The sequence below is a fragment of the Protofrankia sp. BMG5.30 genome, assembly GCF_001983005.1.
In the GTDB taxonomy this organism is placed as follows: Bacteria; Actinomycetota; Actinomycetes; order Frankiales; family Frankiaceae; genus Protofrankia; species Protofrankia coriariae.
Map to the genome: position 1 here is coordinate 1 of NZ_MOME01000051.1, position 15,074 is coordinate 15,074.

A 15,074-nucleotide genomic window follows, 5' to 3' on the forward strand; every position below is an offset into this window, starting at 1 on the left:
CGGGGTGACCGCGAACAACGCGAATACCGGCCGGCTGATCGGCTACCTGACGAAATATTTGACCAAGAGTCTGGACGCCTGCCACGCGGCGACCAGCGACGCGCAGCGACAGCACGTGGACCGGCTCGCCGACGCCCTGCGGTACGAACCGTGCGCGCCGACGTGCGCGAACTGGCTGCTCTACGGCGTCCAGCCGAAAAACCCACGGGCCGGGCTGGTACCGGGACGGTGCCGGGGCAAGGCCCACCGGCGGGAAACCCTCGGCTTCGGCGRCCGGCGGGTGCTCGTCTCCCGGAAATGGTCGGGCAAGACCCTCGCCGACCACAAAGAAGATCGGAAAGTCTGGGTCCGGCAGCAACTTGCGGTCCTCGGCCACACCGACACCGGCGGCCAGGACGGCGGCGCCGACCGGGCGGTCTGGCAGCTTCTACGCCCTGGGGATCCGGCCACACCCCGGCGGGAACACCTGCTGCTGCGTGCGGTCGCGGACCGCCATCGGTGGCGCGCTCAACTGGACGCGGCGCGGGCAGCGCGCGGACACCCCGACCCGGTGTCGGCAACCGACCCTCTACTCCGCGATGCCGCATGATCTCCAAGTCTTACGACGATTCCGGCGAGGACGTATGAACAAGCTCCTCCTGACCGCGGCCGAAGCCGCCGCGGTCCTCGGTGTCGGCCGGTCCACCGTCTACGAACTGATGGCGGCGGGACAGATCGAATCCGTCCGCATCGGACGGTCACGGCGGATCCCACGGGCGGCACTCGTCGCCTACGTCGATCGGCTCCGCGGCGCCCCGGACACGGAGGCTGCGGCATGACCGCGGTCGGATTCGCGCCGAACCGGACAGCCGGATTTCGGCAGTGCAGCACGCGCGGCGATGCGGCCCGTGGACCTCCGGTCACGTAGGAACAAAAGATCTGTAAGGCGGTCCCGGCGGGTGCGGGAACACCACACCGGGACCTTGATCAGCACCCCTTAACAGCCAAGGGAGTACCGACCCGTGCCCATCATTCCGCCTGGCTTCGACCCGCCGCGCGACCCCTCCGACGGACGGCCCTTCGTCCGCCTCGACGCCCCCGGCCACGGCTTCTACGAGATGACCGTCAGACCGGGCGCCGACCCGTTCGATATCGCCCGGATCGCGGTCGCGATCCCCACCGACGCGGTGTTCGTCGAAGCCCTCGGAGACGTCGACGTGGTTCTGGTGTTCCGCGCGATCCCCGGCAGCGCACTTCCGGCAACGGCAACGCCCCCGCCGCGCCAACCTGGTCCGGCTGGCGGCTGGCTGCCTGACGTCCGCCTGTATCGGATGGTTCCCGCCCTGCCTCAGCCGCGCTGACCAGGACTCGCGGTCCTTCCCCCATTTCTTTCCCGTTCCTCTGCTGGGCGTTACGCCCGTCGGGAGCGCGGACGGGTCCAGGGTCGGCGAAGCCGATCACGTAGTGACGCGGTAGCGCCCTGGACGCGGCCGGGCTCCCGGCGGACCCTCCTTCGCCCCAGAGGAGCGGGTCATCCATGCGCGACGAACTCGAAAGTGAGGCTCGCTCAGATGGCGAAGCGGATCAACGGTGAAGGCACTTACTACCAGCGCAAGGATGGGCGTTGGGAAGGTGCGGCCTACGTGCTGATGCCCGAAGGAACGTACAAGCGACGCCGAGTCTACGGGAAGACGGACGAAGAGGTTCGGCAGAAGCTGACCGACCTCAAAGCAAATTCCGACCAGGGCATTCCGGCAGAGGCCACGGGCTGGACGGTCGGGCGGTTCCTGACGTACTGGCTTGAGCAGATCGTGAAGCCGGCGTGCAAGCCGAGGACGTACCAGGGGTACGAAGTGGTGGTCCGGGTGCACCTTGTGCCTGTGCTCGGGAAGAAGAAGCTGAACAGGCTCACCGGGGCGGACGTACGGCTGTTCCTCCGGCGTCTGGAGAACACGTGCCTGTGCTGCCTTCACAAGACGGATCACAAGCGGGCCGAGGACGAGCGACGGTGCTGCGCGGCCGGCCGGTGCTGCAAGTCGTTGCCGTCCGTCCGCCTGCGGCAGCAGGTCCATGCGGTGCTGCGCAACGCGCTGGAGGCGGCGCTCCGGGAGGAGCTGATCCGTCGAAACGTGGCGAAGCTGGTCAAGGTTTCAGGCCCGAAGTACAAGGTTAACCGGGGGCTGACTGTCGATCAGGCCCGCAAACTGCTGGTGGCGGCCGAGGGCGACCGGTTGCACGCGCTCTACGTCTTGGCGCTGTTCCTCGGGCTGCGGCGCGGTGAGCTCCTCGGGCTGCACTGGCCAGACGTCGACCTTGACGCCAAAACGCTCACYGTGCGCCGCAACCTACAACGGGTCGATGGTGAACTGCGGACGGTCACGCCGAAGACGGAGCGGTCGGAACGGACGATCCCGCTTCTCGGTGCCACGGCGGACGCGCTGCGTCGCCACGCCGACCGGCAGCGGGAAGAACGCTCCCACGCCGGGACGGACTGGGTGGAGACGGGCCATGTGTTCACAAGCTTGATCGGTACGCCGATCGAGCCGGACAACCTCCGGCGGAGCTGGTATCCGCTACGCGAGAAGATCGGGGCCGAAGGGGTCCGTTTTCATGATCTTCGGCATACCTGTGTGACCTTGCTCCTGCATCTGGGTGTGCCGCCGCACACGGTCCGAGACATCGCCGGACACGCGGCGATCGAAGTTACGATGACGATCTACGCACATACGTCGCTCGATCAGATGCGAGAGGCGTTGACCAAACTGGACGATCAGCTTCGCTGACGTTGCCGTCAGGGTTGCCGTCAACGACGGTCAGGGATCATGGCCCAGAAGGCAGAGCCGCAGGTCAAAGGTGGTGGGCAGGGGCGGGGTCGAACCGCCGACCTTCCGCTTTTCAGGCGGACGCTCGTACCGACTGAGCTACCTGCCCCGGTGCGACCATCCTGTCATACGCGGGCCTAGCAGGTCACATCGATGGAGATTGCCAACGTGGTGCTGCTGGCATCCGATGATGTGAGCGCGGTCCCGACGGGATTCGAACCCGCGACCTCCGCCTTGACAGGGCGGCGTGAACTCCAGACTTCACCACGGGACCATGCTGTGCTGTTCAGTTGTACCACAAGCGTTGCCGGTTGCCGCTGTGCCTGTTCTTCGGCGAGAAGAGCCTGCCCGGACCGTCTGATCGTATTCATCTGATCATGTTCCTGGAAGGCTTCCTCCGGAGCCCCTGAGATCGACCGGGGCTCCGTCTGATGCTGGACAACAGCCTACAGCACGGTGGGAGGGTCCGGGGACGGAGGTTGGCGTGCCTGCGTGCACACCGCAAAATCGTGCCCAACAGGCCCGAACGGGCTGGTGGTGCGCCTGTCCGGGCCTGCGTGGGCCTGCGTGGAGCTGTCAGCCATGCCGACGGACGCTCGCGCGGATCAGTCCGACAGCTCGACGAGATGCTCGGCGGTGCGGGTGTCACCGTCGACGGCCGCGGCCACCACCACGGTGGTTCCGGTCTTGAAGTCGCCGATGCCGGCGTCGTCACCGTCGATCCAGAGGTCCGTGTCGCCTGTCACGGCGTAGGTGGCTTCGTACCCGTCCTTGCTCTTGATCGTGGCCGAGCTCTGGGACACGTTGGTCAGCTCACCACGCTGGTAGGTGATGACCTGGTAGCCGTCGTCCGTCCGGACCGTGGCGTCGCCGTGCAGCGGGCGGGACGCGGCCCAGTCGTCGACGTCGTCGTCGTCGTAGCCCCACCAGCCCGGGCCGCCGTGCCAGTGGTGATGCCTGTGTCGCGGCCGATCGGAGTCCAGCGTGGCCGTGTCCTTGCTTGAGTCGTCACTCGGTGACAGGCTGGTCGTCGCCCCGGCCGGAGAGATCAGGCTGGTGGTGCTGTCAGGTGAGGCGAGTGCCACCGCGGTGATGCCCGCGATGCTCAGAGTTCCGACTGTCGCGATCGTCGTGATCATGGTGCCAAGTCGAGGTCGCATCGTYGTCTACCCCCTTCGACGTACCCCAGCGGCACGTCTGATTCACTCCTAGCGTGGGCTGATCACCTGAGCCCTGCGTTCAGGAAGTGTTCAGAGTTTATGAGAACGCTCCGCTGTCGGATTGTAGCGTTCGGTATTATCTGTCTGTCTGAAGGGATTGCGACAATGAATCCCGCTGCCCTGAACGATCCCGCCTTTGGTCAGATGGGTGACGGGTCGGATTCATGACGGTCATGGCTGCTTGCGGAGGTGTGCCCGACCGGCGTACGCGGGCCGGGCACACCCCGGGCGTGTTCCCGTTCCGGCCGGCGAGAGCTGGCCGGAAAGCCGCCGGCCAGGAGGAAGTCGCCGGCCGGGAAGTCACTGCTTGGTGAGGAAGCCGAGGAGGAGTGGGTTGACGACCTCGGCGTGGGTCCAGCCGATGTTGTGCGGGCCGCCGTCGACCTCGTGGTACTGCACGTTCCTGACCAGGGTCCGCAACCGGCGTCCGGTGTTGTCGATGGGCAGGATGCGGTCCTCGGTGCCCTGCACGACCAGCAGCGGAACGTTCGACAGCGCGGGCACGTCACCGCGGAAGTCGGTGCACCACGCGTCGACGCACCGCAACGTGCCGAGTGCCGAGGCGCCGACGGCCACGGCCCAGCCGTGCTGCCAGACCTGTTCGCTGGCGCGGGCGGTACCGCCGAAGACGTCCATGTTGTAGAAGTTGTCGAGAAAATCCTTCTGGTAGGCGAACCGGTCGTCGCGAATGGCCTGTTTGATCTCCTCGAACACCGCTGCCGGCACGCCTTCGGGATTGTCGTCGGTTTTCAGCAGGTATGGCGCGAGCGGCGCGAACAGGGCTGCGGCGGCGACGCGGTCGGTGCCGTACGCCCCGAGATAGCGGGTGATCTCGCCGGTGCCCATCGAGAAGCCGGCCAGGACGATGTCACGCAGGTCGAGTGTTTCGATCAGCGCGTTCAGGTCGGCGGTGAACGTGTCGTAGTCGTAGCCGGTCACTGGCTGGCTGGACCGGCCGAATCCCCGCCGATCGTAGTGGATCACCCGATAGCCRGCGTCCAGCAGCATCGGGATCTGCTTCYCCCACRATGCCCCGTCGAGCGGGAAACCATGGATCAGTACGACCGGCTGGCCGGATCCGTGGTCCTCGTAATAGATATCGATATCGCCAGAATTCTCCTGGTCGACGGTTATGTAAGGCATTTTCTCCCCCTTGCGCGGATGTACACGGCCGCTGGCAGCGGTCGTACCCGGCCGGGTCGTGCGGCATCCGTCCGGGGCGCACGTTGCTCCCGTCGTGCGGAATGCCCGATTTGCCCCGGGCGATCGGCCCCGTTGACGGGCGGGGATGCTATCCGGCGATCGCGGCGGTGGACGGGGGCGGGGCGGCTTCGGTGGCCGGCTTTGTCAGCGCGGTCAGGCTGGCCAGCGCCATGTCCGTGAGTAGAGCCCGCAGCTGTGGCACACGTCTGCCGCCGGGGGGACGGGTCGCGTCGGACATGAGCAGCGCCTGCACGGCCTGGACGGCGGAAACGAGTTCGTCGCGCGAATGGCCGGGGAAGCAGGCGTCCAGACAGGCGATCCACCGGTCGAGGTAGCGGTGCTGGCGCCGTAGGAAGTTGCGCTGGTCGGCGTGTGCCAGCGCCCGCTGCTCCCGTGCCCAGATCCCCGCCAGACGCTGGTGGCTCACCGCGAACTCGACGTGCGCCCGGATGAGTCGGGTCAGTTCCTCCCACGGGTCGTGCATGGGTTCCCCGACCTTGGCCAGCAGCGCGTCGGCCGCCTGGTCGAACAGCACGGAAAGGATTTCGTCCTTGCTGTTGAAATGTCGATAGATGGCCGACCCGGTGACCCCGGCCTCCTTCCCGATCGCATCGACTCCGACGCCGTCGAAACTACGTTCGTAGAAGAGCTTTTCCGCCGCCTGGAGGATCTGTTGCTCGCGCTTCATCGGCCCAGTGTACGGAACGGTCGTTTTCGCTGGCCGGTGATGTGTCCGATGTCGTAGGCGGCTTCGGCGAGCGCACGAGTGCTTCCTTTAAAAAGGATGCGGACGACTGTTGTCAGATTGGCGACAGTTGACGCTGTCGCCGCGAGCCCGTGCCGTTCGGGAAACGACCGTTCACCTCGAGCCGGTGGGCCCGTCCAGCCTGTCCAGGACCGTCCGGACCTGGGCGCGGCTTGACCGTGGATTTACCGGTCGCGGTTGCGCAGACGTTCCAGGGCGCGTCGGTCGCGTTTGGTCGGGCGCCCCGCGCCGCGGTCGCGGACACCTGCCGCCGCGGCGCCCTCCCGTGCCGGCGGCGGGCTGCGGTCGATGAAGCATTCTCCGGCGACGGTCGCGCTGACCCGTTTGCTGAGAAGACGGGTGACGACGATGGTCCGCTCGCGCCCGGCGTGCCGCACCCGTATCTCGTCCCCGGCGCGCACCGCGTGGGCCGGCTTGACCCGCTCGCCGTTGAGATGAACATGTCCGGCGCGGCAGGCCTCGGTCGCCTGCGACCGTGTACTGACCAGGCGTACGGACCAGATCCAGGCGTCGACCCGTACGCTTCCCTCCTGCGCCGCCATGACACGACTCTACGAATCCGACAGCCGCCTGGTCATCAACCGGGCGGAGGACAAGGCAGGAGACAAAGACCGGTACCCACGCCCTGCCCGCGTGGCCTCGGTACACGGCGGTGGGCGATGATCACGGATCCCCGTCGGGATCTCCTGTTCGTCCACGCGGTCTGTTCACCGTCCGTCCGCCTGGGAGTTCACCGTCACGCCTGCGCCGACCGACATGTGCGGTGGCTGAATGCCGCGTCGCCGTCGGCGCAGCAGGGCGGCGACGAGCACGACGAGCGCGGCGACGGTGTAGGAGAGGACTCGCAGCGTCCGGGCGTCGCCGGGCAGATCCGTGAACAGGGACACGTACACGGGATGGCCGGCGGCCGCGACAGCGAGCCACTCCAGCTGACCGGCGAGAACGGCGAGCGCCACCAGCAGGATTCCGTACCAGGGCTGGACCGGAGTGGCGATGAGAAAAGCGGCCCCGACGAGCCACAGCGCGGCCCGTTCGAGGGGAACCCGGTATGGGTCGCTGCGTAGAACGATCACGGTGACCGCGGCCAGCGCCGACACGGCGGCGGCCCTGGCGGCGGCCCCGTCGATGCCGAGGGCCGTGAGCAGCAGGAAACGGCTGCCTCGGCCGTATCCCTCGACGTTGAGGTATTCCGGAAGAAAGCCGAGGGCCGCTGGTCCGACGGCCAGGACGTGGGGCAGGTAGAAGAGTCCGACGATCGTGACGGTCGCTCCGATCAGGGTGACCGGGCGGCGTCGGGCGGCTGCCGGCAGGAGTAGCGCCGGGTACAGCTTGACCGCCACCGCCACCGCCACCGCCACCGCCGCCGCGAGCAGGCTCCCGGCGAGCCAGGTCCGGCGGCGGCTGGGCGCCTCCTCGGCCATGCCGGTTTCCCTCGTCATACCGGTTGTTTCACCGGCCGCGCGGATCCCGTTGGCTCCACCTGCCCGTGTGGCCACAGCGGGCCGGGGACGACGGCGCCGCGAGGTGAGAAGCGCGATGCCACCGAGCGCGAGCAGCGCGGCGAGGACGTCCACATGCGCGTCGGATCCGATCTCGAGACCGGCGAGCGGTGAAAGGGCGTAGAAGCCGGCGTGCCGGGGATCCCGGCCCCGCGCCGTCAGCATTGTCATCATCAGCCCGACCAGGGCCAGTGACGCCAGCGACGCGTACAACTGCGTCTTGTGTTCACGCGGCGGGCCGGGCAGGAAATGCAGCACGGCGAAGTAGGCCTGCGCCACTGGAGGGTAGACGGTGTGCGCCCGGGGATAGTTCAACCGGATACATTCCGGGCCGCGTCCGATGGCGGCGCATCCGGCCGGGTCCGGGAACAGCCAGCGGTCGCGCAGGTGGGCGAGCGCGGGGTCGAGCGGGCCGTAACGGTACGGGTCGATACCGGCTGCCTGCACCCGACCGTCCCAGACGTAACGGTAGAGGTCGTCGGACAGCTGCGGGCCGTGGGTGAACGCCACGGCATGGATGCTGACAGTGCCTGCGAGCAGCAGCCCGACGGCGAGCCGGCGGGGGGTGGCGCGCAGCAGCAGGGCCGCGGTGGCCACGCCGAGCACCCACCAGAGCATGGTCGGGTACAGCACGTCCGCCCGGTCGGGCAGGTAGCCGGGTTGGCGCAGGATCGCAGCCTGCACCGCGAGCAGGCCCAACAGCCCGACAGCGGCGGCGATTGATCATGCTGACCGCTCGGGGTGAGGAGGCGGACCGTATCGCGGGCCTCGAAACGGGTGCCGACGACTACGTGACCAAACCGTTCTCACCGCGCGAGCTGACGTTGCGGGTGCGGTCCGTACTGCGGCGGGCGACCGAGCCGCCGCCACCGGCATCCGGTGTGCTGCGTGCCGGCACACCGGTCGTGGACGTGGCCGCCCGTACCGCCATCCGGCACGGGGTGGTTCTCTCTCACGGTGCGTGAGTTTGATCTGCTGGCCTTTCTGCTGCGCCATCCCGGCCGCGCCTTCACTCGCGCCGAGTTGCTGGAACAGGTGTGGGGATGGAGCTACGGCTACCCCTCGACGGTCACCGTCCACATCCGCCGGCTGCGGGAGAAGATCGAGGACGATCCGACCGCCCCTCGGATGCTCGTCACCGTGTGGGGCGTCGGCTACCGGTACGACCAGAAGTCACCGCGGCCCACCGACGACACGTCTGTCGCCCATGGAACATGACGGATCACGAGTGGAGAGTGCGGTAGAGCGGAGAAGCGATGAGCGCAGAACTACAGGTCGTGATGATTGCGCTCGCCTGTTCGGCCRTGGCCGCGCTGACGGGGTGCCGTTGCTGCGCCTGCTGTGGAGGCGGCCACTGTGGGCCACAGTGGCGGCGCTCTCGGTCGTGCCGGTGGTGGCGGTGGCGGTGGGGGTCGCCGGTACCGCGCGGGCGATGTTCCTTTCCGAGCACGACCTGCGGGTCGTGCTGATCGTGGTCGCTGTCTCGGCGGTGGTCGCCACCGCCGCCGCGGTGCGGCTGGGGCGGCCGGTCGTCACCGCCACCACCATGCTGACCGGCGCCGCGGCCACTCTCGGTGAGGCCGGCTATCACGGAGCGGCCCGCGTCCCAACGGCCGAACTTGCCACACTGGCACGTACGCTGGATGCCACCCACGTCCGACTGGTGGCGGCGCGTGACCGTGAGCGGGCGCTGGAAGCCAGCCGGCGCGAGCTGGTGGCCTGGACAAGCCATGACCTGCGGACCCCGCTGGCAGGAATCCGAGCGACGGCGGAGGCCCTGCGGGACGGCCTGGTGACCGACAGTGAGACAATATATCGTTACCATCAGTTGATACTTGCCGATGCCGAGCGACTGACCGGCATGGTCGACGACCTGTTCGAACTGGCCCGGCTGCAGGCCGGGGCCTTCCGGCTGACCCTTGAGAAGGTGTGCCTCGCCGACCTCGTGTCGGACGCGATCGCCGTCGTGGACCCGATCGCGCGGGCCAAGGGCATCACCCTCACCGGCACCGCCGATCATGCGGTGTTCGTCATCGCTGACGCGACCGAAGTCGGACGGGCGCTGACTAACCTGCTCGTCAACGCCGTCCGGCACACCCCGGATGACGGGACGGTGGAGGTCACCGCCGAAGCGGACACCGCTCGTGACCGGGCGCTGCTCGCCGTGGCCGACCGCTGTGGCGGTATCCCCGCCGACGATCTTCCCCGCCTGTTCGAACTCGGCTTCCGAGGCGAGGCGGCGCGGACTCCCGGCGGCGGCGATCATCCCCACCAGCTCCGGGTACGCTCGGGGATCGGGCTGGCGATCGTCCGTGGGATCGTCGAAGCCCATGGCGGCGACGTCACCGTGCACAACCATCGGGCTGGCTGCCGCTTCGTCGTCGCGCTCCCGGCCGCCTGAACAACGTTCCCCGGCCGTCTGGACGGACGCACGCTGTTTTCCGGATTTCCCGGTCTCCGCGGGCTTCCTCGGTTCCGGCTTCCTTGGTTCGTAAGATCCGGAGCGCTCCGGAGTCGTTAGCGTCCGTGGGTATGCGCATCCTGGTTACCGGCGGCGCCGGGTTCATCGGCTCCCACGTGGTCGACATGCTTGTGGCGGCTGGCGACAGCGTCCGGATCCTCGACGCGTTGCTGCCGGCGGTGCATCGGAGCAGACCCGAGGTGAACGCCGCCGCCGAGCTGATTGTCGCAGACGTGACCGACCGGCCCCAGGTCGAAGCCGCGCTCGACGGCGTGGACGCCGTCTGCCACCAGGCCGCCATGGTCGGGCTGGGAGTCGATCTCGACGATCTGCCGGCCTATGCCGCGCACAACGACCTCGGCACCGCGGTGCTGCTGGCTGCCATGGCCCGTCGCGGAGTACGGCGCCTGGTGCTGGCGAGTTCGATGGTGGTCTACGGCGAAGGTGGCTACCGCTGCCCGGCCGACGGGCCGGTGCGCCCGGGCCCGCGGCTGCCGGCCGAGTTGGCTGCCGGCCGGTTCGAGCCGCCGTGCCCGAGCTGCGGCCGTCCGCTGGAGCCGACGCTTGTCGCCGAGGACGCGCCGCTGGAGCCGAAGAGCGTCTACGCGGCCACGAAGGTCGCCCAGGAGCACCTTGCCGCCGCGTGGGCCACCGCCACCGGCGGCAGCGTCCTGGCGTTGCGCTACCACAACGTCTATGGCCCCCGGATGCCCCGGGACACCCCATACGCCGGTGTCGCGTCGATCTTCCGCAGCGCGCTGGAACGGGGAGAGCCACCACGCGTGTTCGAGGACGGTGGACAACTACGTGACTTCGTCCACGTCCACGATGTCGCGCAGGCGAACCTGCACGCGTTGCGACACCCGGGCGTACTCGGCGAGCTCGTACCGCTCAACATCGGCTCGGGCGAGCCGCACAGCGTCGGCGACATGGCCTCGGTACTGGCGCGGGTTTTCGGTGGGACAGCGCCCGTAGTCACCGGCTCGTATCGAGCCGGTGACGTCCGGCATATCACCGCTTCGTCCGCCCTGGCCCGGGACTTCCTCGGCTATCAGCCCCGGGTCACCTTCGACGAAGGAGTGAATGCCTTCGCCCGCGATCCGCTGCGCGGATGACGATCCACGGCGTTTTCGTTCCCGGCTCCTCGGTGACCGTGGACCTCGTGCTTCGGGATGCCGTTCCTTCCGGCATGCCGTTCCTTCCGGCATGTGGTCCTTCTGGCACACGGCCTGCCATCACGGTCGAACGACGGTCAGGTGATGGTGCGGCTGACCCGGACGAACAGGTGGTGGAAACCGGCGAAGCCGCCGAACAGGCCACCGATCTCGAGTACCTGGACGCGGGCCAGCGCGTCGGCGAGGATGGCGTCCGACGGCGGCAGGTTGGCCACGGCGTTGGCGAACGCCTCGTCGAAGCTGAGTTTGGAGGACAGGCCGATGGCCTCCTCGGCCTCCGCTGGCAGGGCGGGCCGGTCGGCGCCGCCGCGGACAGCCGCGACGAAGCTGGCCAGCTCCTTGCCGGTGGGCTCGATGTCGACGCGGTCGGTGCCGTCGGCGTGATGAACCGTGATCGTGTCCTGGTCCTCGGGGTAGCGGACCGTCTCGGCGTAGCGATACGGCGTGACATACTGCGGGAAGATGCCCGGCTTCGCGCGACGCAGGAGATTGAACTGCTGCGGGAAGATGCGTAGCAGGCTCTTGGCGATGTCGACCTCATAGCCGGGGTTGGGCAGTTCGCCTTCGGCGACGATCAGCACGAACGGACCTTCACGGAAGGCGCGTATCCGGCTCCGGCTCGCCAGTTCCCAACGGCTCATGACTCCTCCTGGTGGTTGTCGATCACATCCTGGACGTGATTTCTCCGCCAAGAGCATCTTCTTACTTTGAGCGACCGATTAGCTACTATTGGCATATAGGCGACAGTTTTACGTCTGCTGCTGGAACGCGGTGTAGGCGGAAGTTGTCTGTCAGCAGATCATAAAGATGCAAATAGGTCACTCAGGGTGATGGTGAGGCGGGTGGTGTCACAGCCATAGCCCGGCGGCGATGGTGATGGCGTCGATCATGGACGGCGCGGCGACGCCGCGGAGAACAGCCGGGCCGGCCGGCCGCGCCACCATCCACCGCTCACCGGAGGGGCCGGGGGCCGTCAGGTTTCGAGCGGCAGCAGCTCGGTGGCGAACTGGTCGATGAAATCGCCCCAGGACGACGGGGACGTCACCGGCCGGACCACGAACTTGCTCATCCCGACCGCGATGTAGTCCCCGATACGGCGCCGCAGCGCGTCCCAACCCTCGGGGACGAGGGCGGCGGGGTCGGCGTCCGGCCGCCGACGCCGGAGCGTAGCGGCGAGCTCAGGCGAGATTCCGTCACCCAACGCGACAGGAATACTCAACCCATAGTGCTCGGGATCAACGGTCCGCCCGGCCGCGTCGGCCGCCGCCGCGACAGCCGCGATCCCTCTGGCGGCATCGGACGGCGTGATCAGAGACGCCAGCCAGCCGTCGCCAAGCCGGCCGACACGGCGCAGCGCGGCGGGCGCGGCTCCGCCGAGCCAGATGTCGAGGGGCTTCGCGGGCAGGGTACCGATGCCGACGTCGTCCAGGGTGAAGTACCGACCGTGAAACGTCACCGATGGTTCCGTCAGCAGGCGGCGCAGCAGGACAAGCGCCTCGTCGAACACCGCTCCGCGCTGCCCGGGACCACCAGGCCCTCTTTCCTTCTCCTTCGCCGGCGCAGGAGAAGGAGAAGGCGGCAGGGGCGAGGGAAGCGGAAAGGCATCGCGGTCGGCCGCCCGCGCCGGGCCGAGGCCCACGGCGGGCAGGATCCGGCCAGGGGCGAGGCGCGCGAGAGTGGCGAGCTGCTTGGCGAACAGCACGGGGTTGCGCCCCGGCAGGACGGACACCCCGGTGCCCAGCTTGAGTCGACGGGTCCGCGCGGCGGCGTAGGCCAGGCCGACCATCGGGTCCGGTGCCGGCGAGGACACGATCTCCGACAGCCACAGGGAGTCGATCCCGATTTCGTCGAGCCGGCCGACGATTTCCTCCAGATTCTCCGGATTCTCGTTGCGGCCTGCTCCCGGCGCGATCCCGATCCGTACCTTCACATCCCGTCCAAGCCGGTCCCCGGCCGGCGCATTCCTTGCCGGGCAGCGGCGTGCGGGAAAACCGTCCACCGACGGGTCGGCGTTTCACCCGCCGTTGAAGTAAACGGCCTGGCCGGAGTCTGAAGGCGAGTATCAGCTACACGTGCGATACCGGGTGTCGCGTCGGGGCGGACCGGCCAGGCGCTGCCGCGGCCAGACCGGGCGCTCCGGCGGTGACCGCCAGCCGTCTGTCCTCGATCAGTCCCGCGATGGCCCGGTCGGCAAGATCCATGGGAGGCGGCCACCCGTGGGCGAACCCGTCCCGCTCGGCTGGTGAGTCCGTCCTCACGGCGGGTAGATCCGTCATCTCGACAGAGACGACCGGCCTCTCATGGGAGTAGGAAAAGCTCTCTTAAGGGTGATGCGGGATTCGTGACTGAGCTCACATGATGAGGTGCATCACCGGTAGGGCCGTTCAAACCGCCCGGACGGCTACTCGCCCTGACGCAGGAGCGTCGTATGACTGTCACGCACACGGAATCCACCTCAGCCACCGGCGTCCCGGACGAGATCGCGCGACGTGTGGTGCTGCCCGAGGGACACCGGGACGACGAGCCGCTCTTCGCGGCGTACCGATGGCTGCGGGAGAACGCGCCGCTGGCAAAGGTGCGCGTCGAAGGCTACGACCCGATCTGGCTCGTCACCAGGCACGCGGACATCATGGAGATCGAGAAGCAGCCGGCCGTCTTCACCAGCGGTGGCGGTGCGGAGCCGGGCTCACACAACCCGATCCTGCAGAACCAGGCGGGTGACGCGTTCACCAGGTCCCTGACCGGTGGAAGCCTGCGGATCCTCGAAACGGTGACCTATCTCGATCCGCCCGAGCACACGATGGTCAAGGACATCGCGAACGAGTGGTTCCGGCCCGCGTCGCTGAAGAAATGGGAGGGCCGCATTCGCGAACTCGCCACGCAGGCGATCGCCGACCGGCTGCGCCCAGGTGTCAACAATCTCGATTTCGTCGGGGATTTCGCGCTTTACTACCCGCTGCACGTCGTCATGTCGCTGTTCGGGGTCCCCGCCGAGGACGAGCCCCGGATGATGGCCCTCACCCAGGACTTCTTCGGCACCGCGGATCCCGAGACCCAGCGTGACGATGTCGCCGCACTGACCCCCGAGGCGGCGGCGCAGCAGTGGTCGGCCGCGATCCGGGACTTCTACGCCTACTTCGACGCTCTCGTCGAGGCCCGGCGTGCCGAGCCGCAGGACGATCTGGCTTCCATCATCGCGAACGCCCGCCACCCGGACGACGGAGAGTTCTTCGCGAAGGAGGTCGCCTACGGCTGGTTTGTCGCGATCTCCACCGCCGGGCACGACACCACGTCGAGCACGCTGGCCGGCATCATCGAGGTGCTGGCTCACCACCCGGACGAACTCGCCCGGGTCAGAGCCGACCTGTCGCTCGTGCCCGACCTCGTCAACGAGGGGCTGCGGTGGGTGTCGCCGGTCAAGCACTTCGTCCGGCAGGCGACCCAGGACTACGTCCTGCGAGGACAGCAGATCACCAAGGGTGACCGGTTCATGCTGCTCTACCAGTCGGCGAACCGCGACACCGACATCTTCGAGGCGCCCGACGAGTTCCGCATCAACCGCCGGCCGAACAAGCACATTGCCTTCGGGTACGGCCCGCACATGTGCATCGGCATGCACCTGGCCAGGCAGGAACTGCGCATCATGCTGGAAGAGCTGCTCCCTCGGGTGGAGTCGCTCGAGGTGACCGGCGACCGGAAGGTCGTCCAGACGAACTTTGTCGGTGGGCTGCGCCGGCTCCCGGTACGCCTGGAACTGAGGTGACCAGGTCTGTCGATCATGTCGATCGATATCCCATCGGGCACAGTCGATCTTTTCCGCTTCGCGGAGCTGGCCGAGCCGGGCTCGGCGGGGCTCCAGCCGCCGCATCCGCTCAAGAGCGTCCACCTGGACGAGGTCGACGACATGGCCGGCCAGTGCGCTTCCCGTCCCGCTCCGGCCAGGGCAAGG

General features: G+C 68.1%; 13 protein-coding genes, 2 tRNA genes and 2 pseudogenes. 8 read left to right on the forward strand and 9 right to left on the reverse strand.

Features of this window, described 5'->3' with window-relative positions; all coding sequences use genetic code 11:
- From BL254_RS21770 to BL254_RS21785, 4 genes are all read left to right on the forward strand, one after another.
- On the forward strand, nt 1–589 hold a 589-nt coding region (locus tag BL254_RS21770), incomplete at its 5' end, for a replication initiator (protein WP_371391160.1).
- A 34-nt stretch (nt 590–623) separates the two neighbouring features.
- Nucleotides 624–818, forward strand: coding sequence for a helix-turn-helix domain-containing protein (locus BL254_RS21775; protein WP_047224899.1), 195 nt, complete (start codon nt 624–626; stop codon nt 816–818).
- Nucleotides 819–1,001: 183 nt separating this feature from the next.
- Nucleotides 1,002–1,340: a hypothetical protein gene (locus BL254_RS21780; protein ID WP_076844887.1), complete on the forward strand. Its 339-nt coding sequence runs from the start codon at nt 1,002–1,004 to the stop codon at nt 1,338–1,340.
- A 210-nt stretch (nt 1,341–1,550) separates the two neighbouring features.
- Nucleotides 1,551–2,762 carry a site-specific integrase gene (locus BL254_RS21785; protein WP_047224901.1) on the forward strand — a complete coding sequence of 404 codons (1,212 nt, stop codon included), beginning with the start codon at nt 1,551–1,553 and terminating at the stop codon, nt 2,760–2,762.
- A gap of 71 nt (nt 2,763–2,833) precedes the next feature.
- Here the strand turns inward: BL254_RS21785 and BL254_RS21790 are convergent.
- The 7 genes from BL254_RS21790 to BL254_RS26505 form a co-directional block, all read right to left on the reverse strand.
- Nucleotides 2,834–2,910, reverse strand: a tRNA-Phe gene (locus tag BL254_RS21790).
- A 90-nt stretch (nt 2,911–3,000) separates the two neighbouring features.
- Nucleotides 3,001–3,075 (reverse strand) — tRNA-Asp (locus tag BL254_RS21795).
- 331 nt (nt 3,076–3,406) lie between these two features.
- Entirely contained in the window at nt 3,407–3,961 is a 555-nt protein-coding gene (locus BL254_RS21800; protein ID WP_139342444.1) for a hypothetical protein, read from the reverse strand.
- A gap of 360 nt (nt 3,962–4,321) precedes the next feature.
- Nucleotides 4,322–5,164: an alpha/beta fold hydrolase gene (locus BL254_RS21805; RefSeq protein ID WP_076844889.1), complete on the reverse strand. Its 843-nt coding sequence runs from the start codon at nt 5,162–5,164 to the stop codon at nt 4,322–4,324.
- A gap of 148 nt (nt 5,165–5,312) precedes the next feature.
- The gene (locus BL254_RS21810; RefSeq protein WP_047224903.1) at nt 5,313–5,912 is read right to left on the reverse strand and encodes a TetR/AcrR family transcriptional regulator; all 600 of its coding nucleotides are present in this window, start codon (nt 5,910–5,912) and stop codon (nt 5,313–5,315) included.
- A 242-nt stretch (nt 5,913–6,154) separates the two neighbouring features.
- Complete coding sequence (locus tag BL254_RS21815; protein ID WP_047224904.1) at nt 6,155–6,532, reverse strand: RNA-binding S4 domain-containing protein; 378 nt, start codon at nt 6,530–6,532, stop codon at nt 6,155–6,157.
- A 165-nt stretch (nt 6,533–6,697) separates the two neighbouring features.
- A complete protein-coding gene (locus tag BL254_RS26505) occupies nt 6,698–8,209 on the reverse strand; it encodes a hypothetical protein (protein WP_047224905.1) in 1,512 nt (503 codons plus the stop codon).
- Here BL254_RS26505 and BL254_RS29645 point away from each other — a divergent pair.
- The 3 genes and pseudogenes from BL254_RS29645 to BL254_RS21835 all read left to right on the forward strand — a co-directional run.
- Nucleotides 8,209–8,707 (forward strand): annotated as a pseudogene (locus tag BL254_RS29645) (winged helix-turn-helix domain-containing protein); the annotation flags it as partial. The gene BL254_RS26505 and the pseudogene BL254_RS29645 overlap by 1 nt on opposite strands.
- Before the next feature lie 38 nt (nt 8,708–8,745).
- Nucleotides 8,746–9,890 (forward strand): annotated as a pseudogene (locus BL254_RS21830) (sensor histidine kinase).
- A gap of 131 nt (nt 9,891–10,021) precedes the next feature.
- Entirely contained in the window at nt 10,022–11,065 is a 1,044-nt protein-coding gene (locus BL254_RS21835) for an NAD-dependent epimerase/dehydratase family protein (RefSeq protein ID WP_076844891.1), read from the forward strand.
- Between the two features lie 137 nt (nt 11,066–11,202).
- Here BL254_RS21835 and BL254_RS21840 read toward each other — a convergent pair whose 3' ends face one another.
- Complete coding sequence (locus tag BL254_RS21840; RefSeq protein WP_047224907.1) at nt 11,203–11,766, reverse strand: hypothetical protein; 564 nt, start codon at nt 11,764–11,766, stop codon at nt 11,203–11,205.
- A 332-nt stretch (nt 11,767–12,098) separates the two neighbouring features.
- Entirely contained in the window at nt 12,099–13,055 is a 957-nt protein-coding gene (locus BL254_RS21845) for a TIGR03854 family LLM class F420-dependent oxidoreductase (RefSeq protein ID WP_076844893.1), read from the reverse strand.
- A gap of 498 nt (nt 13,056–13,553) precedes the next feature.
- On the opposite strand from BL254_RS21845, the gene BL254_RS21850 reads away from it, so the two are divergent.
- On the forward strand, nt 13,554–14,888 hold the full coding sequence (locus BL254_RS21850) for a cytochrome P450 (RefSeq protein WP_047224908.1): 1,335 nt from the start codon (nt 13,554–13,556) through the stop codon (nt 14,886–14,888).
- Nucleotides 14,889–15,074: the final 186 nt, after the last annotated feature.